Origin of the sequence: Candidatus Tisiphia endosymbiont of Hybos culiciformis, from assembly GCF_964030975.1 — a bacterium.
GTDB lineage: Bacteria > Pseudomonadota > Alphaproteobacteria > Rickettsiales > Rickettsiaceae > Tisiphia.
Genome location: NZ_CAXIQH010000001.1, coordinates 1,877,476 through 1,900,425 on the forward strand (window position 1 = coordinate 1,877,476; position 22,950 = coordinate 1,900,425).

25 protein-coding genes are annotated in these 22,950 nt (G+C 32.9%); 5 read left to right on the plus strand and 20 right to left on the minus strand.

From position 1 onward, the window contains the following. Positions 1–281: 281 nt before the first annotated feature. On the plus strand, positions 282–1,391 hold the full coding sequence (locus tag ACQH2P_RS10160) for an IS66 family transposase (protein WP_425362590.1): 1,110 nt from the start codon (positions 282–284) through the stop codon (positions 1,389–1,391). Here ACQH2P_RS10160 and tnpB (ACQH2P_RS10165) read toward each other — a convergent pair. The 11 genes from tnpB (ACQH2P_RS10165) to ACQH2P_RS10215 all read right to left on the minus strand — a co-directional run bounded on the left by tnpB (ACQH2P_RS10165) (position 1,388) and on the right by ACQH2P_RS10215 (position 10,998). Further along, positions 1,388–1,741 carry an IS66 family insertion sequence element accessory protein TnpB gene (gene tnpB, locus ACQH2P_RS10165; RefSeq protein WP_425362591.1) on the minus strand — a complete coding sequence of 118 codons (354 nt, stop codon included), beginning with the start codon at positions 1,739–1,741 and terminating at the stop codon, positions 1,388–1,390. The genes ACQH2P_RS10160 and tnpB (ACQH2P_RS10165) overlap by 4 nt on opposite strands. Then, on the minus strand, positions 1,729–2,154 hold the full coding sequence (locus tag ACQH2P_RS10170) for a hypothetical protein (RefSeq protein WP_425362592.1): 426 nt from the start codon (positions 2,152–2,154) through the stop codon (positions 1,729–1,731). The genes tnpB (ACQH2P_RS10165) and ACQH2P_RS10170 overlap by 13 nt, the downstream gene beginning before the upstream one ends. Positions 2,155–2,243: 89 nt before the next feature. Continuing rightward, on the minus strand, positions 2,244–3,467 hold the full coding sequence (locus tag ACQH2P_RS10175; protein WP_425362497.1) for an IS256 family transposase: 1,224 nt from the start codon (positions 3,465–3,467) through the stop codon (positions 2,244–2,246). 77 nt (positions 3,468–3,544) lie between these two features. Then, entirely contained in the window at positions 3,545–4,384 is an 840-nt protein-coding gene (locus tag ACQH2P_RS10180) for a transposase (RefSeq protein WP_425362653.1), read from the minus strand. Positions 4,385–4,473: 89 nt separating this feature from the next. Continuing rightward, positions 4,474–4,764, minus strand: coding sequence for a hypothetical protein (locus ACQH2P_RS10185; protein WP_425362654.1), 291 nt, complete (start codon positions 4,762–4,764; stop codon positions 4,474–4,476). 96 nt (positions 4,765–4,860) lie between these two features. Continuing rightward, positions 4,861–5,928, minus strand: coding sequence for a peptide chain release factor 1 (gene prfA / locus ACQH2P_RS10190; protein ID WP_425364000.1), 1,068 nt, complete (start codon positions 5,926–5,928; stop codon positions 4,861–4,863). A 280-nt stretch (positions 5,929–6,208) separates the two neighbouring features. Next, entirely contained in the window at positions 6,209–7,450 is a 1,242-nt protein-coding gene (locus ACQH2P_RS10195) for a pyruvate dehydrogenase complex dihydrolipoamide acetyltransferase (protein ID WP_425364001.1), read from the minus strand. A gap of 15 nt (positions 7,451–7,465) precedes the next feature. Further along, positions 7,466–8,008 carry a translation initiation factor IF-3 gene (gene infC, locus ACQH2P_RS10200; protein WP_425364160.1) on the minus strand — a complete coding sequence of 181 codons (543 nt, stop codon included), beginning with the start codon at positions 8,006–8,008 and terminating at the stop codon, positions 7,466–7,468. Positions 8,009–8,084: 76 nt separating this feature from the next. Continuing rightward, positions 8,085–8,216: a hypothetical protein gene (locus ACQH2P_RS10205; RefSeq protein ID WP_425364002.1), complete on the minus strand. Its 132-nt coding sequence runs from the start codon at positions 8,214–8,216 to the stop codon at positions 8,085–8,087. Positions 8,217–8,249: 33 nt separating this feature from the next. After that, positions 8,250–10,163, minus strand: coding sequence for a threonine--tRNA ligase (thrS, locus tag ACQH2P_RS10210; protein WP_425364003.1), 1,914 nt, complete (start codon positions 10,161–10,163; stop codon positions 8,250–8,252). Between the two features lie 268 nt (positions 10,164–10,431). Continuing rightward, on the minus strand, positions 10,432–10,998 hold the full coding sequence (locus ACQH2P_RS10215; RefSeq protein WP_425364004.1) for a hypothetical protein: 567 nt from the start codon (positions 10,996–10,998) through the stop codon (positions 10,432–10,434). Between the two features lie 263 nt (positions 10,999–11,261). Here ACQH2P_RS10215 and ACQH2P_RS10220 point away from each other — a divergent pair, with 263 nt between their 5' ends. Further along, a complete protein-coding gene (locus tag ACQH2P_RS10220; RefSeq protein WP_425362589.1) occupies positions 11,262–11,495 on the plus strand; it encodes a hypothetical protein in 234 nt (77 codons plus the stop codon). 302 nt (positions 11,496–11,797) lie between these two features. Next, positions 11,798–12,907 (plus strand): IS66 family transposase, encoded by a 1,110-nt coding sequence (locus ACQH2P_RS10225; protein WP_425362590.1) that lies wholly within the window; start codon positions 11,798–11,800, stop codon positions 12,905–12,907. Here the strand turns inward: ACQH2P_RS10225 and tnpB (ACQH2P_RS10230) are convergent. The 9 genes from tnpB (ACQH2P_RS10230) to pgsA form a co-directional block, all read right to left on the minus strand. Then, positions 12,904–13,257 carry an IS66 family insertion sequence element accessory protein TnpB gene (gene tnpB / locus ACQH2P_RS10230; RefSeq protein ID WP_425362591.1) on the minus strand — a complete coding sequence of 118 codons (354 nt, stop codon included), beginning with the start codon at positions 13,255–13,257 and terminating at the stop codon, positions 12,904–12,906. The two genes, ACQH2P_RS10225 and tnpB (ACQH2P_RS10230), sit on opposite strands and share 4 nt — an antisense overlap. Then, on the minus strand, positions 13,245–13,670 hold the full coding sequence (locus ACQH2P_RS10235) for a hypothetical protein (protein ID WP_425362592.1): 426 nt from the start codon (positions 13,668–13,670) through the stop codon (positions 13,245–13,247). The genes tnpB (ACQH2P_RS10230) and ACQH2P_RS10235 overlap by 13 nt, the downstream gene beginning before the upstream one ends. A 56-nt stretch (positions 13,671–13,726) precedes the next feature. Next, the gene (locus ACQH2P_RS10240) at positions 13,727–14,083 is read right to left on the minus strand and encodes a transposase (RefSeq protein WP_425362711.1); all 357 of its coding nucleotides are present in this window, start codon (positions 14,081–14,083) and stop codon (positions 13,727–13,729) included. Between the two features lie 89 nt (positions 14,084–14,172). Beyond that, entirely contained in the window at positions 14,173–14,463 is a 291-nt protein-coding gene (locus tag ACQH2P_RS10245; protein ID WP_425362654.1) for a hypothetical protein, read from the minus strand. 93 nt (positions 14,464–14,556) lie between these two features. Continuing rightward, complete coding sequence (locus tag ACQH2P_RS10250) at positions 14,557–14,760, minus strand: hypothetical protein (protein ID WP_425364005.1); 204 nt, start codon at positions 14,758–14,760, stop codon at positions 14,557–14,559. 98 nt (positions 14,761–14,858) lie between these two features. Continuing rightward, entirely contained in the window at positions 14,859–15,482 is a 624-nt protein-coding gene (locus ACQH2P_RS10255) for a nucleotidyltransferase family protein (RefSeq protein WP_425364006.1), read from the minus strand. 124 nt (positions 15,483–15,606) lie between these two features. Next, complete coding sequence (locus tag ACQH2P_RS10260) at positions 15,607–17,859, minus strand: tetratricopeptide repeat protein (RefSeq protein WP_425364007.1); 2,253 nt, start codon at positions 17,857–17,859, stop codon at positions 15,607–15,609. Beyond that, the gene (locus ACQH2P_RS10265) at positions 17,856–19,262 is read right to left on the minus strand and encodes a hypothetical protein (protein WP_425364008.1); all 1,407 of its coding nucleotides are present in this window, start codon (positions 19,260–19,262) and stop codon (positions 17,856–17,858) included. Before ACQH2P_RS10265 ends, ACQH2P_RS10260 begins: the two co-directional genes overlap by 4 nt. A 245-nt stretch (positions 19,263–19,507) precedes the next feature. Beyond that, entirely contained in the window at positions 19,508–20,056 is a 549-nt protein-coding gene (gene pgsA / locus ACQH2P_RS10270) for a CDP-diacylglycerol--glycerol-3-phosphate 3-phosphatidyltransferase (protein WP_425364009.1), read from the minus strand. A gap of 464 nt (positions 20,057–20,520) precedes the next feature. Between pgsA and ACQH2P_RS10275 the strand changes: the two genes are divergently transcribed. Beyond that, on the plus strand, positions 20,521–22,047 hold the full coding sequence (locus ACQH2P_RS10275; RefSeq protein WP_425364010.1) for an Npt1/Npt2 family nucleotide transporter: 1,527 nt from the start codon (positions 20,521–20,523) through the stop codon (positions 22,045–22,047). Between the two features lie 49 nt (positions 22,048–22,096). After that, positions 22,097–22,699, plus strand: coding sequence for an ATP-dependent Clp endopeptidase proteolytic subunit ClpP (clpP, locus tag ACQH2P_RS10280; protein WP_425364011.1), 603 nt, complete (start codon positions 22,097–22,099; stop codon positions 22,697–22,699). The last annotated feature ends 251 nt before the right edge of the window (positions 22,700–22,950 follow it).

The window sequence follows — 22,950 nt, forward strand, 5'->3', positions numbered from 1 at the left end:
ATAATAAGAATGGTGGTAATGAAGAAGAGTACGATGAGTCCAAGAAGAGAGATCGCAGTAATTGGCAAGGTAAATATGGATTTGATGATTATCAGGATGCAAATACCAGCTATTTAGCTCCTGAGAATTTTTGTAGTGGTGATAGCTGTCCTCACTGTGATAATGGTAAACTCTATAATAGTGAAGCTAGAAAATTGCTACAATTTACAGGTAATGCTCCAATTACAGTCAACAGATATGTAAAGAAAACGTTACGCTGTAATGCTTGCGATTATACAGTTATGAACAATAAGAATATCAACAAATGGACAAATAGTAGCAAAAGTGCAATAGTGTTACAAAAGACCTACGGTACTCCCTTCTATCGTTTATCTAGGTTGCAAAGTTTAAGCGGGGTTCCTGTATCATATAGCTCGTTGTGGCAACAATATTTAGATGTTTGGCAAGAAGGTGGTGGAGCTGAAATTTACAGGGTATTATTGGAAATGGCTGCCGAATGTAGCTCACTGAATCTTGATGATACTAGAGCTAGAATTTTAGAAATTACTGTAGCCAATAAAAAATTACGTACTCAAAATAAGAAAGGACGCAGCTGTTATACCACTACTATATGTGCTAAGACTGCCAATAATGAGGTGATAGTTTTATATTTTACCGGTAATAAGCATGGCGGGGAAAATATTGGTAACGTACTAAAGAATCGTAAGAATAGGACTGATTCTATTCATTTAATGACTGATGCAAGTAACAATAATAACCCAGTATTATCAGAAGCAGATAAAGAATTACTAGCAATAATAATTATGATCAACTGTTTATCACATGGACAGAGGAAATTTACAGATAATGAACCATACTATCCTGAAGAATGCGGATATTTTCTCAAACAAACTGGTGGGATTTACCATAATGAACATCAATGTAAAGAGATGAGCCTTGAGGAAAAGCTGAAGTACCATCAGGAACATAGCAGTAAATATATAGAAAACATATATAACAAAATAGACGAATTATTTAACGACAAGAAAGTTGAGCCTAATAGTAGGTTTGGGCAAGCTATGAAATATTGGTTAAATAATAAAGAAGGTTTGACGCAATTTTTGAAAATTCCAGTTAGCAGTCTTGATAATAATTGGGCTGAGAGGTCACTACGTACCATTATTTTACAAAGGAAGAATTCATTATTCTTTAAAACAATCAATAGTGCTGAGATACATAGTGGTCTGTATAGTATAGTAAAGACTTGTAGTGAGAACGGGATCAATGCATTTAAATATTTAAATTGGCTGCAAGAGCAGAGTAGCAAAGCAAAGAAGCATCCTACGAATTATACACCTTTTGCCTATGCAAGATATATAAATAATACGGAATTAATCGAGACGGCAGCTTAAATGACAGGAAGCCAATCATTGGAGAGTTTGGCAGAACTAGGATCGCCATTATGAATAAGAATGTGTAAGGTTCTATAACAAATCTGATAAGATGAATTATCAGATGGGGAAAGTTTTGCCGTAAATTTACCTTTGGATAGGCGTTTAGAGCATAACCAAAAGCCTTGACCGTCAAAGGACAAAATTTTAATGGCAGTTCTGTTTTTATTATAGAATAAAAACAAGGAACCATTAAGAGGGTTGGAAGAAAGTTTTTGTCTGCAAACAGCTATTAAACCATCGATACCCTTACGAAAGTCGATGGCAATAGTGGCAACAAAAATAACTGACTGAGGGGTTAGTTGCAGCATAGAAATGTTTGAATTATGGTTTTTAGCTCTAGTGTTTGAATAATAAGCTTGGTACCATTTGGCTTAATAATGTGGCAAGTGTAGTAATTTTGTTTGGGAGTAGCCACAGGATCAGTATCTATAGAATTTACTAGTTGAAATGGGAGAAAATTAATATCGTGTTGTAGAACTTTATTTGAAGTTGAGGTAGGAGAAGTTTTGAGGGAAGGTTGATGGGCTTGTTGAATTGAACTAATTATTGTTTTATTAATATTGAGATGTTTGGCTATATCTTTGCAAGAATAGTGATGGAGTAGCTGGCGAACTAATTCCTTTAGATGGTTTGGTATGGGATCAAACTTGTTAGTTTTAGTTTGACGCCAGGCTTTAAATTGCTGAGCTACTTGCTCAACAGTAATTGATGGTATTTGCATAGTAGGAACCCAAATGTATAAAATAAATTTTATACTAACAAAAAAATTGGCTCTGTCCAGAAAAGTGTGTAAATTTCCAAAATAGGTCATTAAATTTTGTTAAGCCTATCTTCAAATTTGATCATCAAATGAGCCATAGCTTCATTCCAGTTGGGAATAGGCATAGTCCATTTTTTGGTCATATAGTCAATTGTCAAATATAAGCTTTTAAAAACAGCACTATCACTAGGGAAAACACGCTTATTATTTGTTACTTTACGCAATTGACTATTAACAGATTCAACTGAATTAGTGGTATAAATTACCTTTCTAATTGCCTCTGGATATCCTAGAAAAATCATTAAATTATCCCAATGATTATACCATGATTTGGCAATTTGTGGATATTGTTTATTCCATTTTTCTTCAAAATATACTAAAGCTAAATGTGCTTGTTCTTCCGTTGCTGCAGTATATATCGGCTTTAAATCGCTAGCCACCTGCTTCCTATCTTTATATGATACGTATTTTAAACTATTTCTAATCTGATGTACAATACATAATTGATGTTCTGTTTTTGGATAAACTGCTTCTATCGCCTCAGACATACCAGTAAGATTATCACTACAGGCAATCAGTATATCCTTTAATCCTCTATTTTTCATTTCAGTAAAATTACCAAGCCAAAATTTTGCCCCTTCATTTTCACTGATCCATAATCCCAATATATCTTTTCTACCAGATAAATCAATCCCTAATGCAACATATATTGCCTTGTTAATTATCCTTTTGTCTTGCCTAACTTTTACTACTAAACAATCAAAAAATACTATCGGATATATCTCTTCTAACGGTCTACTCTGCCAAGCTTTTACATCATCCATTACATCATCGGTGATCTGACTGATTAAACTCTCACTTATTTCAACACTATACAACTCTTGTAATTGAACCTTAATATCAGATACACTCATACCTTTAGCATATAATGATAAGACTTTATCATCAAAACCATCAAAACGTTTTTGTCTTTTCGGTAGTATTGCTGGTTCAAAGGTACTACGCCTATCTCTTGGTACTTCTATCTCAACCGCTCCATGTTCGGAGATCAGTTTTTTGCTAGTTATACCATTACGAGCATTATCATTATCTACACGACTGTATTTATCATAGCCTAGATGATTATTCAATTCTGACTGCAATGCCTTCTCTATCAAGCGTTTGGTCAATTCTTTTAATAATCCTCCTTCTTTCAGTATTGTGCTTACATCTGTATCATTATCTATTAATAAATCTACTGCTTGCTTTATTGATTCATTTGTTTTTTTATTCATGTAATTTCCTTTTTTGTTATATTTTTATATATAACCTATCTCGAAATTTACACACTTTTCTGGACAGAGCCAAAAAATTAGATAGAGTTATGCAGTTTTGCTGCAAGTATACCTTTCTCTGCTTTACTCAGTATAGATTGTGCCTGAATCTTTTTAATCTTATTTAGTATTTCTTGCTGCTTTAATGACAAACTTAACTTTGTTTTTGCTATTTCTCGCTGACATATTCTTATTAAACGACCCAGCAATATCTTTAAATGTTGCATTACCTTCTTACGTTTTTTGGCTTTACTATTATCCTTATATTTCCATAATTTTACTATGTCTTTTTTATATTGCTTGGCATATGTCTCATGTAACTTAATGCCTAAAGTATGACATAACTTTACTAGCTCTATTCTTGCCTTATCCATCAAATACACATCATGAGGATACTTAATATTCTTAATTTGTACTGTAGTATCAACGATTATCGATGCTAAGTCTTTTTTTTTAAGCACTCCGACTTTGCAACCAATTCTTGTTAATTCTTTTAATATCTCATTATATCCTTCTTCCCCTAATATAGCACGAAACCTTCGTATACTAGCTTCTGATATCTCAGCATCTTTCTGCAAATATTCCCAACCACAAAAATATTGCCAATATACGTTCTCTCTCAGCTCTTCTTCAGCTGCAGCATCTGACAGGTTATACATCGCTTGCAGCATAGTTACTCCAAGTAATAACCTGTGACATCTGCGATTCCTACCAAATTTCTTGATATTAACATTTGTCAATAACCATTCCTCTAAAACAGTCCAATTTATTAACGATCTTAATTTATATAACTTGTTATTAGGGTTTAATTCTTCGGTCAATTTATAACCAAAAAGCTGTCCTTGTTTTTGGGATTTTATTATATCTTCTATCGGCATAATTCATACAATCCATAAGGTTTCTGCCAATATTATAGCATTTTCTTATGGATTATCTAGATATTTTTACCCGCTAACCATATTATATATTATCCTTCTAGACTTTTGACGGGGAGACTATCTATAGAATTTACTAGTTGAAATGGAAGGAAATTAATATCTTGTTGCAGTTTTGCTGCAAGTATACGTTGAATTGAACTAATTATTGTTTTATTAATATTGAGATGTTTGGCTATATCTTTGCAAGAATAGTGATGGAGTAGCTGGCGAACTAATTCCTTTAGATGGTTTGGTATGGGATCAAACTTGTTAGTTTTAGTTTGACGCCAGGCTTTAAATTGCTGAGCTACTTGCTCAATAGTAATTGATGGTATTTGCATAGTAGGAACCCAAATTTATAAAATAAATTTTATACTAACAAAAAAATTAGATAGAGTTATGCAGTTTTGCTGCAAGTATACGGACTAGCTATATCTTTAAACTTCCGAAAGTTTTTTTGCCTCATCAGCCGATATTAAAGCTTCAATAAATTCGTCTAACTGCCCGTTTTTTACCACATCTTCTATTTTATAGAGAGTTAAGTTAATTCTATGGTCAGAAACTCTGCCTTGTGGAAAGTTATAGGTACGGATTCTTTCCGATCTGTCACCAGAACCAACTTGACCTTTACGCACTTCGGCTCTTTCCATATCTTTTTTGTATCGCTCTGCTTCATAAACTCTAGAACGAAGAATTTTCATAGCTTTAGCTTTATTTTTATGCTGTGATTTTTCATCTTGCAAGGCAACGACAATACCAGTTGGTAAATGGGTAATCCTTACCGCTGATTCGGTGGTATTGACATGTTGTCCGCCAGCACCAGATGCCCGATATGTGTCAATTCGTAAATCTTTGTCATCGATTTTAACATCGACATCCTCTGCTTCAGGCAAGACAGCAACGGTAGCCGCAGAAGTATGTATCCTACCACTTGACTCAGTTTCAGGAACTCTTTGCACTCGGTGTACACCTGATTCAAATTTAAGTTTGGAAAACACATCTCGTCCTTGAATTAGTGCTGACGCTTCTTTATACCCACCAATACCAGTATCTGAGATTGATAATATTTCAAAACGCCAGCTTTTTAATTCGGCATATCTGTGATACATATTAAATAAAGTTGCAGCAAATAAAGCGGCTTCTTCTCCACCGCTACCAGCTCTTACCTCAATAATAGCATTTTTTGTATCAGCTTCGTCTTTTGGTAACAAAGAGAGTTTTACTGCCCTTTCTAGTTTGGGCATTAGGGCTTCTAAACGATGTATTTCATCATATATCATCGATTGTGTATCATGGTCTAAATCTGATTCTTGTGCCATTTCTTTGATATCGCGTAATTCGGATGTAGACTTATTATATTCATTAATTGTTTGAACAATTGGCTCTAGCCCAGCATATTCCTTTGAGGCTTTTATAAATTCTTCTCCGACTAAACCAGTAGTTAGTTTTTTCGATAATTCCTCATATTTATTTAAGATTTTGGCTAGATTATCAGAAAAGCTCATAATTTATTCTATAATTTAAGTTTTAAGTTATGGTGAGAGGATATGGTGCAAATCAATTAATTATCTATAGCTAACCCGATTAGTTTACTCATAGCAAAATGTTGTCATTGCGAGGAGCCACTTTAGTAGCAACGAAGCAATCCCTATTTTGTGTCATACCTGCGAACGCAGGTATCTAGTTCCCGCCGTTGCTAAGAATGACAACTTAACATTGCTTCGTAGTGCTTACGCACTCCTTGCAATGACTTAGTTTACTATGGATAAATGCTAATCAGGTTAACTATATAAGCATCAACGCAGGACTCTCTATAAATTTTTTGAATGAAGCTAGAAATTTAGCCCCAACAGCCCCATCAACAACTCTGTGATCAGAAGAAAGAGTAACATCCATGATAGTAGCAACTTTTATCTGATCATTGTCAACAATTGGACGTTTTGAGCTGGCTCCTATTGCTAGGATACAGCTTTGTGGTGGATTTATTATAGCATTAAAGTTCTTAACACCGTACATACCTAGGTTAGAGACGGAAAACCCTCCTCCTTGAAATTCTTCAGGAGTTAATTTATTATCCCGGGCTTTTTTTATAAGAGTTTGTAATTCGCGTGATAATGTCACCAAATCTTTTTGATCAGCATTTCTGACGACAGGTGTTATAAGACCATTATCGACTGCTACAGCAACTGATACATCAACATTATTATAGTATCGAATAGCAGATTCATCCCAACTGGCATTTGCTTCCGGTACAACTTTTAGAGCTTTGGCTACTGCTAAAATAACAAAATCATTGACAGAAATTCTAATTTTACTCTCTTCCATAAGCGATTTATTGATATCTTCTCTAATATCAAATAGCTTGTCCATATTACATTCTATTGAAAGATAGAAATGCGGGATGGTTTGTTTAGATTCAAGCAAACGTTTAGCGATGATTTTACGGATATTATTATTGGGAACTGATCTGTACTCCTCGTGATTTCTGTTCACCGCCCCAATCTTACCACTATTTGTTGGTTGCACTAAGTAGGATAATACATCTTTTTTAATTATTCTGCCATGTGGTCCACTACCTTGAATATTTGACAAATCGATATGATCAATAGCTGCCAATCTTCTAGCCAAAGGCGAGGCATACACTCTATTAGAAGCCCTCTCAGTGTCTTTTTCTTGACTTATATTAACTGGTTTACTTTCTTCTATCAATGTTACTGGCTTTTCAGCTGATTTAGAAACATTATCACTACTTGCTATAAAACTATCCAATAAGCTTATATCTTCACCATCTTCAAGTAATACAGCGATAAGTGAATTGACGGCTACATTCTCTGTACCTTGTGGTACAATTATTTTAGCAAAAGTCCCTTCTTCTACAGCTTCCACTTCCATAGTAGCTTTATCTGTCTCTATTTCTGCTATAACATCCCCTGGGACAACCTTATCTCCTTCTTTTTTTAGCCATTTAGCAATATTCCCTTCAGTCATAGTTGGGGATAGAGCAGGCATAAGAATCTTAATTGGCATAATATTTAGTTCTAATTAGTTCGTTGGTATTTTTACGGTATTAGGGCTGACTAACATAATTATCTGTTTACCTTCCATTTTAGGAGCAGAATCAATCTTAGCTACCCCCTCTAGTTCTAACAATATGCGGTCAAACAACTTCATACCAATATCGTTATGGATAATCTCTCTACCTTTGAACCATAAGGAGATTTTTACTTTATCACCTTCCTTCAAAAAGTCTTTGATTTTACGAAGTTTTACATCGAAATCACCCTGACTAATATTTGGTTTAAACTTCATTTCTTTAAGAACAACAACTTTTTGTTTTTTTCTGGAGTCTTGGACACGCTTTTTACTATCATATTTAAACTTACCAAAATTTAAAACTTTACAGACAGGAGGTTCAGCATTTGGTGAAATTTCCACCAAATCTAAAGCAACCTTTTCAGCGTACTCCAAAGCTTCCTTGATACTGACGATGCCAAGCATCTCACCATTCTCACCGACTAAACGAACTTGACTAGCCCTAATTTCCCTATTAGCCTTCGGAAAATTACTATTCTTAACTCCAGAAATAAAACTTCTCCATAATTATTGTTAAAATAAAATTGTATTATCACTCAAATTGAGCATATAATTAACCCGATTAGCATTACTCTCGTCTATTAGCGAGACCACGTGAGTGTAGTTGCAATCCATTTCTAATCACTTTTATGGATTGCTTCGTCGCTACTAAAGTAGCTCCTCGCAATGACGTCTGTGAATTTGGTGTAATACTAATCAAGTTAGCTATACCCTCAACTATTCAAGATACCACTTACGTTAAATAGCGGGTATTCTGATCTTTCACAAGCTTTACTAGATTTTGTAAAGAAATAATTTCTTGTTGTTCAGATCCCAGTTGTCTTATAGTCACAGTATTATTTGCCATTTCTTGTTTACCAACAACAGCTATTATAGGTACTTTATCATTAGAAAAACAACGTATTTTATAATTAATCTTTTCAGGTGAAATATCAATATCTGACCTTATGCCTTCACTAACCAATAATTTATGCACCTCAACTGCATAATCATTTAAATCGCTAGTGATGGTGGCAATAGCTACTTGCACAGGAGCTAACCATAAAGGGAAGCGTCCTGCATATTCTTCAATTAATATTCCAATAAACCGTTCAAAAGAACCAAGAGCAGCCCTATGCAACATTACTGGTCTTTTTTTCTCACCGTTTGCTGCAATATAGTGAGCATCAAGACGCTCCGGCAGAACAAAATCAACTTGTAGAGTACCACATTGCCATTCTCTACCGATTGAATCTTTAAGGCAGAAATCTAGCTTTGGTCCATAAAATGCACCATCACCAGGATTTAGTATGTAAGAATAACCAGCTTCTTTTACAGCATTTTTTAGGGAATTTTCAGCTTTATCCCAAACTTCATCACTGCCAGCCCGCACCTTAGGGCGATCTGAGAATTTAATTTTAATATCAGAAAAACCAAAATCTTTATAAATCTCAGTTAAAAGGTTACAAAATTTTACTGTCTCACTGTTAATTTGTTCCTCAGTGCAGAAAATATGGGCATCATCTTGCTGAAAAGCCCTTACTCTCATCAAGCCATGCAGTGCACCAGATGCTTCATTTCTATGACATAAGCCAAATTCAGACATACGTAATGGTAAGTCTCGATAACTTTTGATACCCTGCTTAAAAATCTGCACATGACATGGGCAATTCATCGGTTTCATGGCTAGTGTTTTATCATCAGCAAGATTTAGAGCAAACATGTCTTCTCTAAATTTCTCCCAATGACCAGAAGCTTCCCATAAACTTTTATCAGCAAGTACAGGAGTTTTTACCTCAATATATCCCATTTTTCTGATTTTATTTCTGATATATTGTTCAATAGTACGATATATACTCCAGCCCTTATCATGCCAAAATACCATACCTTGAGCTTCTTCCTGCAAGTGGAATAAATCAAGTTCCCGACCTAATTTCCTATGATCACGTTTCTCTGCCTCTTCAAGCATATAAAGATAATTGTCTAACTGCTCTTTTGTCGCCCAAGCTGTACCATAGATTCTTTGTAGCATAGGATTTTTGCTATCACCTCGCCAATATGCACCTGCCACTTTCATTAATTTAAAATGTTTAATGAAGCCAGTTGATGGAGCATGTGGACCACGGCACAGATCAATAAAATTACCTTGCCGGTATAAGGTAATATCCTCACTTGCTGAAATTTCTGAAATTATCTCGGCTTTATAATGTTCACCAATTGATTTAAAGAATTCTATGGCTTGATCACGGTTCCATACTTCTCTAGTAATTTTCTCATTTCTTTTAACAATCTCATGCATTTTTGCTTCTATCTTCAGCAAATCTTCCGATGAAAAAGGTTGCTCCTTGGCAAAATCATAAAAAAAGCCATTTTCGATAGCTGGACCTATGGTCACTTGGACATTTGGAAATAATTCTTTAACTGCTTCCGCCGTTATATGAGCAGCATCATGACGTATTACCTCTAAGCATTCAGAATCTTTATAGGTTAAAATCCTCAAATTACAATCAGATTCTATAGGCAAACTTAAGTCCTTTAGCTCATTATTTACCTCAATAACCAAAGCATCTTTTGCTAGAGAAGTAGAGATTTGACTAGCTATCTCCAGCCCTGTAATATTTTTTGTAAATTGCTTTTGCGATCCATCTGGAAAAGTAATATTAATCATTTTATCTTATCTAATTTCAACGCTCCTATATTATATTGTTAATAGTTTATATTCAACTTAATTTTTAATAAGTTCCTCCAGGGCAGTTTAAAAATCGTAACTAATGATAGAAAGCATTAGGTTATAGAAACGAATGTCCGTCATCACGAGCCATGAAGTGGCGTGATGATCCAAATAAACAGCTTGATTTTTGTTGGTATAATTGCTGGATTGCCGCATCGCCTCTTTGCGGCTCCTCGTGATGACGAAGTAGTACTGCTCAGGTTAGTTAGTTATATATTACACCCATCAAATCTGCTTCTTGACTTGCTGATATACTATCTATCAAAGATTCTTCACCATTACTATGGTTAGATACCCCTGAGTCTGACTGCAAGTTAGGTATAATATGAGAAATTACTATATCCGGATAATTACGACTAGTTTGTGGTATAGATAACAAAGAGTCGTAATTACTATCATGGTCAGTTAACTGCAAGTTGACCATAGAAATATTTATGCTTTCCTGTTCATTATATTCCTGACGGTCAGATAAAGATTTCTCCGTAGAGTCAGTTTTGCTATCGCCTACCTCCTGATAAAAGCATATCTTGTATAAACAACCAACAATAGCTACGACAACTACCAAAGCAGCCATTGACGCTCCTGTAGGTTGAGTCCAAGATAATACTTTTTCTTCCTCAGTTTGATTATTTACCGATACAACATTAGTGGTATCATTATAGGGGGTAGTAAAATATCCAAGCCCTTCTCCTATTGCTCCCACAATCCGTCCAATGATAGACAGCCCCCCCACAACTGTTGAGCTTACGTTTTTTGGTTTCATAAATATCATTATTTTATCGCCTTTATTTATAGTTAAAGATTACTTTATAGCCTAAACAAAGGAAATGGCAACAAGACAATAAAGTATAGCTACTTAATAGGTATACTTGCAGCAAAACTGCATAACTCTATTAAATTTTTTTGGTAGTATGAATTTATTTTATAAATTTGGGTTCCTACTATGCAAATATCACCGATTAGTAAAAAAACTGGTTGAAAAACTATCAGTTATACTATAACATTTCAATTATTAAACGTAATGAATGAATCAAAATGAAAAAGCCAAAAGTAGCGACCTTAAGTGCTGAGGAACGAGAAGAACTAATACAACATATTAAGGCAAGTTCATTAACAGGAGATGATCAGCAAGCGGTGATAGAACTTGTGAAATTTTGTAACGAACTAATAGACAAGCTAGCATCATCAAACATCAGTATAAATAAGCTTAAGGAGATGATGATTGGTTTTAAGGCAGATAACAAAAAAAAGATAGTTCAGATTCATTAAAAGAACCACCGAGTGAATCTGATAATAAGAATGGTGGTAATGAAGAAGAGTACGATGAGTCCAAGAAGAGAGATCGCAGTAATTGGCAAGGTAAATATGGATTTGATGATTATCAGGATGCAAATACCAGCTATTTAGCTCCTGAGAATTTTTGTAGTGGTGATAGCTGTCCTCACTGTGATAATGGTAAACTCTATAATAGTGAAGCTAGAAAATTGCTACAATTTACAGGTAATGCTCCAATTACAGTCAACAGATATGTAAAGAAAACGTTACGCTGTAATGCTTGCGATTATACAGTTATGAACAATAAGAATATCAACAAATGGACAAATAGTAGCAAAAGTGCAATAGTGTTACAAAAGACCTACGGTACTCCCTTCTATCGTTTATCTAGGTTGCAAAGTTTAAGCGGGGTTCCTGTATCATATAGCTCGTTGTGGCAACAATATTTAGATGTTTGGCAAGAAGGTGGTGGAGCTGAAATTTACAGGGTATTATTGGAAATGGCTGCCGAATGTAGCTCACTGAATCTTGATGATACTAGAGCTAGAATTTTAGAAATTACTGTAGCCAATAAAAAATTACGTACTCAAAATAAGAAAGGACGCAGCTGTTATACCACTACTATATGTGCTAAGACTGCCAATAATGAGGTGATAGTTTTATATTTTACCGGTAATAAGCATGGCGGGGAAAATATTGGTAACGTACTAAAGAATCGTAAGAATAGGACTGATTCTATTCATTTAATGACTGATGCAAGTAACAATAATAACCCAGTATTATCAGAAGCAGATAAAGAATTACTAGCAATAATAATTATGATCAACTGTTTATCACATGGACAGAGGAAATTTACAGATAATGAACCATACTATCCTGAAGAATGCGGATATTTTCTCAAACAAACTGGTGGGATTTACCATAATGAACATCAATGTAAAGAGATGAGCCTTGAGGAAAAGCTGAAGTACCATCAGGAACATAGCAGTAAATATATAGAAAACATATATAACAAAATAGACGAATTATTTAACGACAAGAAAGTTGAGCCTAATAGTAGGTTTGGGCAAGCTATGAAATATTGGTTAAATAATAAAGAAGGTTTGACGCAATTTTTGAAAATTCCAGTTAGCAGTCTTGATAATAATTGGGCTGAGAGGTCACTACGTACCATTATTTTACAAAGGAAGAATTCATTATTCTTTAAAACAATCAATAGTGCTGAGATACATAGTGGTCTGTATAGTATAGTAAAGACTTGTAGTGAGAACGGGATCAATGCATTTAAATATTTAAATTGGCTGCAAGAGCAGAGTAGCAAAGCAAAGAAGCATCCTACGAATTATACACCTTTTGCCTATGCAAGATATATAAATAATACGGAATTAATCGAGACGGCAGCTTAAATGACAGGAAGCCAATCATTGGAGAGTTTGGCAGAACTAGGATCGCCATTATGAATAAGAATGTGTAAGGTTCTATAACAAATCTGATAAGATGAATTATCAGATGGGGAAAGTTTTGCCGTAAATTTACCTTTGGATAGGCGTTTAGAGCATAACCAAAAGCCTTGACCGTCAAAGGACAAAATTTTAATGGCAGTTCTGTTTTTATTATAGAATAAAAACAAGGAACCATTAAGAGGGTTGGAAGAAAGTTTTTGTCTGCAAACAGCTATTAAACCATCGATACCCTTACGAAAGTCGATGGCAATAGTGGCAACAAAAATAACTGACTGAGGGGTTAGTTGCAGCATAGAAATGTTTGAATTATGGTTTTTAGCTCTAGTGTTTGAATAATAAGCTTGGTACCATTTGGCTTAATAATGTGGCAAGTGTAGTAATTTTGTTTGGGAGTAGCCACAGGATCAGTATCTATAGAATTTACTAGTTGAAATGGGAGAAAATTAATATCGTGTTGTAGAACTTTATTTGAAGTTGAGGTAGGAGAAGTTTTGAGGGAAGGTTGATGGGCTTGTTGAATTGAACTAATTATTGTTTTATTAATATTGAGATGTTTGGCTATATCTTTGCAAGAATAGTGATGGAGTAGCTGGCGAACTAATTCCTTTAGATGGTTTGGTATGGGATCAAACTTGTTAGTTTTAGTTTGACGCCAGGCTTTAAATTGCTGAGCTACTTGCTCAACAGTAATTGATGGTATTTGCATAGTAGGAACCCAAATGTATAAAATAAATTTTATACTAACAAAAAAATTAGATAGAGTTATGCAGTTTTGCTGCAAGTATACCTAGCTTCTGATATCTCAGCATCTTTCTGCAAATATTCCCAACCACAAAAATATTGCCAATATACGTTCTCTCTCAGCTCTTCTTCAGCTGCAGCATCTGACAGGTTATACATCGCTTGCAGCATAGTTACTCCAAGTAATAACCTGTGACATCTGCGATTCCTACCAAATTTCTTGATATTAACATTTGTCAATAACCATTCCTCTAAAACAGTCCAATTTATTAACGATCTTAATTTATATAACTTGTTATTAGGGTTTAATTCTTCGGTCAATTTATAACCAAAAAGCTGTCCTTGTTTTTGGGATTTTATTATATCTTCTATCGGCATAATTCATACAATCCATAAGGTTTCTGCCAATATTATAGCATTTTCTTATGGATTATCTAGATATTTTTACCCGCTAACCATATTATATATTATCCTTCTAGACTTTTGACGGGGAGACTATCTATAGAATTTACTAGTTGAAATGGAAGGAAATTAATATCTTGTTGCAGTTTTGCTGCAAGTATACGTTGAATTGAACTAATTATTGTTTTATTAATATTGAGATGTTTGGCTATATCTTTGCAAGAATAGTGATGGAGTAGCTGGCGAACTAATTCCTTTAGATGGTTTGGTATGGGATCAAACTTGTTAGTTTTAGTTTGACGCCAGGCTTTAAATTGCTGAGCTACTTGCTCAATAGTAATTGATGGTATTTGCATAGTAGGAACCCAAATTTATAAAATAAATTTTATACTAACAAAAAAATTAGATAGAGTTATGCAGTTTTGCTGCAAGTATACCTTAATAGCTACCTAGGCTCTGCGAAGGTTTCTAATTGGTCTATATTTTGAGCTATTTTTTAGTGAGAATAAATAGGATTTTTGAAGGAATAGTGTACCTATAGTGAAACCTATTGAATTAGGTGATACAAACTTTGTGTCATACCTGCGAAAGCAGGTATCTAGATTCCCGCCTTCGCGGGAATGACAACTTACAATCGTTATGTTCTTTATCACCTAATCCTATGAGCATAACTATATTTCAAGAAAATCATGTCTATTCGTAGCACAAAAGAGCCAAAATTAGGTCACTTTAGATACCTTCACAGAGCCTACTATCCTAATGATTGTTTGCGTATTTCTTGCAAGTTATCTTGACAATTATGCCAAAGGTTTTTGACTTCTTGTTCGTAAGCAACCAACTCAAGCATAGTCCAATTAAACTGCTCAAAAAGCTTATATGCATTATTTAGGCTTCTACAAATAGAATCTACATTAAATAATTTTGTAGCAAATAATTCTTCTATTCCTGCTTCTTGTGCTTTTTTATATTCATCATGACTAGCGGTACCAAATTCTGCTATATCATGCATCTGATTGGTTCGTATCTGTATCTCCACATTACGACTGGGTGTACCAATGGCAGCCACGATATGCAGAGAACTATAACCATTATGCTTAGGACTAATAATATAGTCTTTATATTTCTCAAAGTTGCTAGGGTATAGATCATTGATAATATCCAATATTTTGTAACAATCTTCTTGCCTATTAACTATAATTCTAAAAGCCACTAGGTCAGTTAATTGATGAAAATCAATATTCTTTCTTATCAGCTTCTTTAAGGTAGAAGTAGGGTCTTTTAATCTGTATGATATCTTCTCTATTATAGAACCATTATGCAGACTAGTGCCAATAGCATTGGCAATCTTGTGGAAGTCATATAACATAAAATTCATATTACTCTATTATAATATTTTATGGATATTAATAAAAACTACTACTTCCTGTCAATGACTAAATTATTAAGTTATAAATAAGAGCTTTTAATGATATAATTTATTATCGGATTAGCTATAGATCTTAATTTTTCTTTGTCCATAAATCCATGTCATATTGTTTACAATATTCAACCATGGCGACAGTATTAAGGTGATGTATGCCGAACTCTTTAACTTGAGGCTTACCAAAGAATTTATAATTATATATATCTTTTGCTTTACATGCAGCCTTAGCTCCCTGACTATATAAGTAACTAACTTGTGCAATATTTTGACGATTATCTTTATATAAATGATAATATATAGCATAAGCTTTTTTATAAGATGCTATTGCTTCTTTAACATTATCTTGAGCAAACAAAATCTCACCTTGTACTACATAACTAGCTGCTAGATCTGGATTTTCATAATAATTTGTATCCACAATATCTCTACTCTTTGCTAAATACATGACTATAGCTTTATTAATGTGATCTAGACATTTATCCATCTTACCCTGCCCCAATTCACTTCTTGCCAATTGCGTGTAAATTCTTGCCACTTGCTTGGAAGTATAAGTGACACCTTCAATTTGCAAATGATGCATGTCACATAATTGTTTAATTTGAACATAGGATTCTTGATATCTGCCAAGATAGTTTAATATTGCCGCCCTAAGTAGATAAGGTGCAGTAAGATATCTATTATTAGTGCATAATCCGTTTTTTGTAAGTACCTCAATATTTTTATCGATGTAAGATAAAGCCTCATTATATCTTCCTTGGATAAAAAATAAGCTTGCCTTTAAAGAATATATTAAAAATACATCAGATGTTTGTACTCCTTGTTTAAATAACTCTTGCATTTTTCCAAGGAGTTCTTCGGTAATTTTTATATTGCCTAAAGATGCTTGAGATTGAGATAGTTGTGAGTTAAAATTAAATTTTAAGGCAGCACAATCATTAAGATCATCTAAAATTTTCAATGATTTAGTAAGATAGGAAATAGCTACTTCAAAATTTGCTAATGACATTCTATTATATGCTCCTATTACTCCCAAATATCTAGCGTAATGATATTTTTGATGTTCGGACATTTTCCAAAGCTTAAAGTTACCTTCCTCATTTTTTTGTTGGAACCAATCCATCATTTCTTTTGCTTTACATATATTTTTATCATTTATACATAAAGAAAACAAATCAGCTCTTAAATTAAGCATTGCATATATGCCAATATTATATTTTTCAGAATTTTTGAAAATAATCTCCAAATTTTCACGTATAGTCTTTGATGCTCTCCATAAATGTATCGACAGCACCGAATTTTTAGGTTTAGGTAGTTTTAAAATAATATCTTCTAAATACACTTTATTGTCTTTATCTCCATTTAGCTCCATTATTTTATTAGCAATAATATCATGCATTTCAAAAATAGGATTATCTTGGTTAGGATCAATATTGCTAATCAGTATGAACTTAGATAATTGGTATATATCATCATCTAGAGTATCTTTATTATCAGTAATAACACTAAGTAATTGTTTCGAGAAATTCTGATTATTTAGTAAAGCTATTTTATTAAGTAATTTTACCGCACTAGGATTTAATTCCTTTATAACCATATTAATATTTGTTGTTATTTTATCAACTGAGTGATAAACTTTATTCTTATATTCTTCTCTATCTAAGCCCTTGATCTTATTCAATAATTGAGTACCTTGAACTATCAATATAGGGTAACCATTGGATGCTTTTATCAAAAATTCAATATCATTTTTGTCTTTATTCTCTAATAAATTATTAGCTAAAGCAGTGGTAGTATCTTTATCAAATAAAATCATTTCTACAGTGTTAGGTAACCTCTCTCTATCTTGCGAACAAAATATTATATTTCCATTATTCTCCCAATCAATAAAATCTTGAATTTTTTTATTCTCATTAATTTTTAGGTTATCAAATATTAATAACCACTTATTATTATGAGTTAAATATGATATTACTTCTTTCTTTGCTAAATTAGCCTTTTCAGATATGTTAGCATTTTTGATACTATTAAGCTGTTTGGCTAACTTGACAAATTCATCATTAAGCTCAAGATTACAATCAAAAAACCAAATAATATCGTAATCAGCCTTATTATTATAAGCATACATTCTAACAAATTGCGTTTTGCCAATACCGCTAGTACCTACTATACTTGCTTGTCTATATTTACTTAATCTATTATTGAGTATTTTAAGATGTTTTTCATGATTTACAAAATAGCTAACTGGTGTAATCATATTAGATATTTGCTCCTGGGCAAATGAATCATTGACCATAATTAACATCATAAGTAACAAAAAATATTTATTCATTTTTTTCTCTTAATTAAAGAGTTTAGTAGAATGACGTTTTCTTCTTGTTGGTTGTCCCAATTCTTCAAATCATTTGAGTATATCTCTATAACATTACTTTGGTTATGACTTACTTGATAGTTATAACCATTCACTTGTAATATATTAAATACTTGGCTTAGGTTAAGTAAAAAAGGGTTAGCATGGGTTTTGAAAAAATTATTTGACGTTTTTAGTAGCTCTTGTGCTGTCATTATAGGGTAACCATCATATTCAAAATGTAGTACCATCTTTTGCTTTATACTATTAATAGTTAATCTAATATTATGCTTGGTGACAAAAGGCTGTTTTCTTAACAAAAAGAATATATAGCTAATAACACTATAAATGATTTGATACAATGCTGCATTAGAAGCAAAATATAATATTTTTGCTTTACTAGAAATTTCAAACGATATATTCTCGTCTTCCTGATTAAATCTATCAATAAATAAATCAACTAATTTAGTGGTATCAATTTCTTCTATTTTATTTTCTTGGTACAACACTATAGAGCAAGGTACTTTATCACCAAAGTTTTTTAACCTATAATCCTTGAGCATATCTTCTTGATTATTGGAATTATTATCTATCAATGATATTTGATTAGCTTCTTGAGCAAATAAACAATTAATTTCCAAATCTTTTTGTTTATTAAAATCATTATTCCAAATCTTTTTCATTAGAGAGATTTCACAGTGTTTTAATTCCTGCTGATGTTCAAACTTGAGTTGCTCTAATTCTGCAGCATATTCATCTTGATAATGTAATGCATAGGATTTACTGAAACTGTTAAATGATATTTTTAAGAGAACATATAACAATAGCATATTAGCTATAATAGATGCAGTTAATATCCAAAAAGATCTTTTGATATCTGTTTCTACTTTATGCCAAAATACACTATTAATTGCCAAACTAATGTTAAGTTGGTGAGAATCATTAATATGGTATATTTTATCCATTTGATAATTTTGTATCTTAATATTTGAATAAAGAAAATTTTTATTGAGTTCTATCTTGTAATTAATGAATTCAGGAATATTCCGATTTAATGATTCCCCAAAAAGGAAAATATTATAATTTTTACATTGTAGTGCTTCATTACATATCTCAATTTCACTACTAGTACTGTTAATTGAAATGTTTTTGTCCTGAATATTGCTAGATAAGTAATATGCTAAAGAAGAAAGTTTATTCATGCTTACCTCTAATATTTTATCATACTGGGTTTGTAGAATTTGTGTTTTTTTTACCTCAACTTTATCATTATAATATTGATATAATGAAATTATAATTGTGCTATACACTATAAAAATTAAGGTAAATATCTTGAATAAATTTTTTCTTAACTTATCTAGATATGGTGAATTTTGCCCTTTCATAAACCAATAAACTAATAGTTGAAAATTACACAAAATCCTCTAGGCTCTGTGTAATATCTGAAACATCTAGGTTCATTAACACCTATGCTTAGTTATATATCATATTTTTCATGCTACGCTAAGTTACTTTTATGTCAATAAATTTAATTTTTCTATTGTAACAAATAATTTATCTAGAAGGAAGAAAACAAACTAACAATAACATTTTTTTTAGGGGTTAATTTGTTCACAACAACCTAACTTGTCTAAAAATATTTACTGCAAGCCTGCAAATATGAGTATCCTGTTATGACAGTCAAAAGTGCAGCAACCCATAAAGCTATTTGTCCTATTAAATCCATATAAATTATACCAGACCCTTTAGAACCAAGAATTAATACTGACAAAGCAAACATTTGGGTAAATGTTTTAATCTTAGCTAATCTAGATACAGGAATACTTACTTGAATTAAAGCTAAAAATTCACGTAACCCAGCCACCAAAAATTCACGAGCCAAAATTAATAAGCATGGTATCTCTCCTGCAACTCCTTTTTTTACCAACATTATAATTACACAACCTACTAATAATTTATCAGCTATTGGATCAAACATTTTGCCAAATCCTGATACCAAATCAAACTTCCTAGCAAGATAACCATCAAAAAAATCAGTAATACTAGCTAGAATAAATAATATCGCTGCAATTCTATGAGCAAGTTTAGAACTATCTAAATAAAAGGTCATTACAATAATTGGAATAACCACTATACGAGCTATCGTCAGATAATTTGGTATATTTTTGTCAATAGTCATTTATTATTACTTCTTGATCTTTTTCCACGAACAACAGTGACGGATTATGATCTAAATATAAGAAAATAGGAACCATTTTTTATAAAATAACTCAAAAAAAACTAATCTATAGCTAACCAGATTATTATTCAGTTTATTAGCGAGAGTACGTGAGTGTAGTGGCAACATTCATTAAATTGCTTCATCACCGCAAAGCGGCTCCTCGCTAATAGACGGAGAAGCTATCTAGAACATTAGACTTCCTACATATATTCAAAAGGGAGCAGTAAGGACATTTCTGTATAATAATTCACAATGCAGTCTATGTTGCGAAGGAGAGCTAAATAGAACCCATAACCTAATAATTGTAATTTTACCTTGTTTTAAAACTAATATTTTTAAATTTATAATTTTATTAAATGACAAACCACTTGACAGGGGTTTTGTAATAGTTTAGGTTGCTTGAAAATGAGCATGAGTATTAAATGGATGCAGTAGATTCTTCTGTCACTATGTGGAATAGAGCTAGAAATAGTAAATTTAGACACGTTGTTTGGCCTATTAGATCTAACGAGTTAGTAAAGTTTGTGCCTATGGCTTTACTAATATTCTTTATTCTCCTTAACCAGAATCTAGTACGTAGTATCAAAGATAGTTTGGTAATAACATTAATTAGTTCGGAAGTTTTAAGCTTTATAAAACTTTGGGGCGAGATGCCTATGGGCATTTTATTTGTTATCATTTATTCTAAACTTTGTAATATTATGACAACTGAGCAAGCGTTCAGGATCATATTATCTTTTTTCTTGGGATTCTTCCTATTATTTACCTTTGTTTTGTTTCCATACCGGGAATATTTTCATCCAGACCCTCAAGTAATAGAATATTATGTTACTACACTTCCGCATTTAAAATGGTTTATCATCATTTGGGGGCAATGGAGTATTGTGTTATTTTATATAATGGGGGAATTATGGCCAATGATTGTATGTACACTATTATACTGGCAACTTGCTAATAAGATTACCACTACTGAAGAAGCTCCAAGATTTTATTCGTTTTTCTCCTTATTTGGTCAAACTAATTTACTAATATCTGGCAGTGTAATTGTATATTTTGCCAAAGGTCATCACTTTTTGATACCTCTATTTTCTCATCTTAATGACCAAACAGAAATACTTCTAAAATCATTCATGGTAATTATCATAATATCTGGACTGATCTGTTTGGGTTTACATAGATTCGTTGAATTGAAAATTATAGAAACTACTAAAAATATTAGATATAAAAATAAAAGAACTGATATACTAAAACTAGGGTTAATTGAGAGTAGCAGAATAATTCTTACATCGAAATATTTAGGAATTATTTGTGTATTAATGGTTTCATATTCCATGTCAATCAACTTAATTGAAGGGTTATGGATGTCCAAAACAAAGGAGTTATATCCCACTACCCAGGCGTTTATATCTTACAGTGGTGAGGTGTTTTTTTGGACTGGGGTATTTACTTTAATTTGTGCTTTTCTAGGTAGTAGTTTAGTTAGAACTTGTGGTTGGTTTTGGGGAGCTGTACTTACTCCCGTTGTAATGTTACTATCAGGAGCAATGTTTTTCACCTTCGTCGTATTGGAAAAACCTTTATTGGCAATTATGACTGGTCTTAGTCACATTTCTCCATTAATGATAATTGTTTTTATAGGCGGTTTGTGGCATGTTTTAGGAAAAGGGATAAAATATTCGCTTTTTGATTTTACTAAAGAAATGGTCTATATCCCTCTTGATAGCGAGATGAAAACTAAGGGAAAAGCTGCTGTAGATGTACTTGGTGGCAAAATAGGAAAATCTGCTGGAGCAATTATTCAGTTTGTTTCTTTTAGTATTTTTCCAAATGCTGTACATAATGACCTAGCAGGTTTTCTCATGGTGGTGTTTATTATTGTTTGTGTAGTTTGGGTTTTTGGTGTAAAAGTCTTAAATAGATATTATAAGAACTTGCTAGCACAGCAGTAGGTTGGTTACCCTACCAAATTTTTTATCAATAAATTTAGGAAAAAATTGAATGACATACGTACCAATGGTAATTGAACAAACCTCTAGAGGAGAAAGAGCCTATGATATCTATTCTAGATTATTAAAGGAACGTATCGTTTTTGTTTGTGGTCAAATTGAAGATTATATGGCAAATGTAGTGGTTGCACAATTACTATTCCTGGAGGCAGAAAATCCAGAAAAAGATATTTCTATGTATATTAATTCTCCTGGTGGTGTTGTAACTTCTGGTTTAGCAATTTATGATACTATGCAGTATATTAAACCTAAAATTTCTACTCTTTGCATAGGTCAGGCTTGCTCTGCGGGGTCTCTATTGCTTACTGCTGGGGAGAAAGGTATGCGTTATTCCTTGCCGCATAGTCGTATAATGATCCATCAACCGTCAGGCGGTTACCAAGGGCAGGCTACAGATATAGAAATTCATGCCAAAGAAACCATGAAACTAAAAAAAATGCTTAATCTCATATATGTCAAGCATACAGGGCAAGAACTAGAGACTATCGAAAAAAGTATGGAACGCGATAATTTCATGGATCCTGAAGTAGCCAAATCATTTGGGCTTGTTGATGAAATTATCACTGATAGAGCAAAAATTCTAGTAAAAAAATAAATGTGTCATCCCTAATACCCTGTCATCCCTGCCCAACTTAGTGTCACCCTTAACACCCTGTCACCCCTGCGAATGCAGGGAGCTAGTACTACAGTCGTAAACTTTTCGCATACAGTGTACGGGTTCTTTCTTCATCTTTAAAGTGACAATCTTTTGCTCTGGCTTGGTGTCGTCTTCGCCATAAGGATAGGCTTAAGAATGCTTCCTTATGTCATCTCCTCCTTCGTATACTTGCAGCAAAACTGCATAAC

What these genes read in the sequence shown, in the direction of transcription:
- ACQH2P_RS10245 (WP_425362654.1), bottom strand. Translation starts at nt 14,463, where the DNA reads ATGCAAATACCATCAATTACTATTGAGCAAGTAGCTCAGCAATTTAAA.
- ACQH2P_RS10185 (WP_425362654.1), bottom strand. Translation starts at nt 4,764, where the DNA reads ATGCAAATACCATCAATTACTATTGAGCAAGTAGCTCAGCAATTTAAA.
- ACQH2P_RS10225 (WP_425362590.1), top strand. Translation starts at nt 11,798, where the DNA reads ATGAACAATAAGAATATCAACAAATGGACAAATAGTAGCAAAAGTGCA.
- ACQH2P_RS10255 (WP_425364006.1), bottom strand. Translation starts at nt 15,482, where the DNA reads ATGAATTTTATGTTATATGACTTCCACAAGATTGCCAATGCTATTGGC.
- pgsA (WP_425364009.1), bottom strand. Translation starts at nt 20,056, where the DNA reads ATGACTATTGACAAAAATATACCAAATTATCTGACGATAGCTCGTATA.
- ACQH2P_RS10275 (WP_425364010.1), top strand. Translation starts at nt 20,521, where the DNA reads ATGGATGCAGTAGATTCTTCTGTCACTATGTGGAATAGAGCTAGAAAT.
- ACQH2P_RS10265 (WP_425364008.1), bottom strand. Translation starts at nt 19,262, where the DNA reads ATGAAAGGGCAAAATTCACCATATCTAGATAAGTTAAGAAAAAATTTA.
- ACQH2P_RS10260 (WP_425364007.1), bottom strand. Translation starts at nt 17,859, where the DNA reads ATGAATAAATATTTTTTGTTACTTATGATGTTAATTATGGTCAATGAT.
- ACQH2P_RS10215 (WP_425364004.1), bottom strand. Translation starts at nt 10,998, where the DNA reads ATGATATTTATGAAACCAAAAAACGTAAGCTCAACAGTTGTGGGGGGG.
- ACQH2P_RS10160 (WP_425362590.1), top strand. Translation starts at nt 282, where the DNA reads ATGAACAATAAGAATATCAACAAATGGACAAATAGTAGCAAAAGTGCA.
- ACQH2P_RS10235 (WP_425362592.1), bottom strand. Translation starts at nt 13,670, where the DNA reads ATGCAAATACCATCAATTACTGTTGAGCAAGTAGCTCAGCAATTTAAA.
- ACQH2P_RS10170 (WP_425362592.1), bottom strand. Translation starts at nt 2,154, where the DNA reads ATGCAAATACCATCAATTACTGTTGAGCAAGTAGCTCAGCAATTTAAA.
- tnpB (WP_425362591.1), bottom strand. Translation starts at nt 1,741, where the DNA reads ATGCTGCAACTAACCCCTCAGTCAGTTATTTTTGTTGCCACTATTGCC.
- ACQH2P_RS10220 (WP_425362589.1), top strand. Translation starts at nt 11,262, where the DNA reads ATGAAAAAGCCAAAAGTAGCGACCTTAAGTGCTGAGGAACGAGAAGAA.
- ACQH2P_RS10175 (WP_425362497.1), bottom strand. Translation starts at nt 3,467, where the DNA reads ATGAATAAAAAAACAAATGAATCAATAAAGCAAGCAGTAGATTTATTA.
- clpP (WP_425364011.1), top strand. Translation starts at nt 22,097, where the DNA reads ATGACATACGTACCAATGGTAATTGAACAAACCTCTAGAGGAGAAAGA.
- ACQH2P_RS10180 (WP_425362653.1), bottom strand. Translation starts at nt 4,384, where the DNA reads ATGCCGATAGAAGATATAATAAAATCCCAAAAACAAGGACAGCTTTTT.
- prfA (WP_425364000.1), bottom strand. Translation starts at nt 5,928, where the DNA reads ATGAGCTTTTCTGATAATCTAGCCAAAATCTTAAATAAATATGAGGAA.
- thrS (WP_425364003.1), bottom strand. Translation starts at nt 10,163, where the DNA reads ATGATTAATATTACTTTTCCAGATGGATCGCAAAAGCAATTTACAAAA.
- tnpB (WP_425362591.1), bottom strand. Translation starts at nt 13,257, where the DNA reads ATGCTGCAACTAACCCCTCAGTCAGTTATTTTTGTTGCCACTATTGCC.
- ACQH2P_RS10195 (WP_425364001.1), bottom strand. Translation starts at nt 7,450, where the DNA reads ATGCCAATTAAGATTCTTATGCCTGCTCTATCCCCAACTATGACTGAA.
- ACQH2P_RS10240 (WP_425362711.1), bottom strand. Translation starts at nt 14,083, where the DNA reads ATGCCGATAGAAGATATAATAAAATCCCAAAAACAAGGACAGCTTTTT.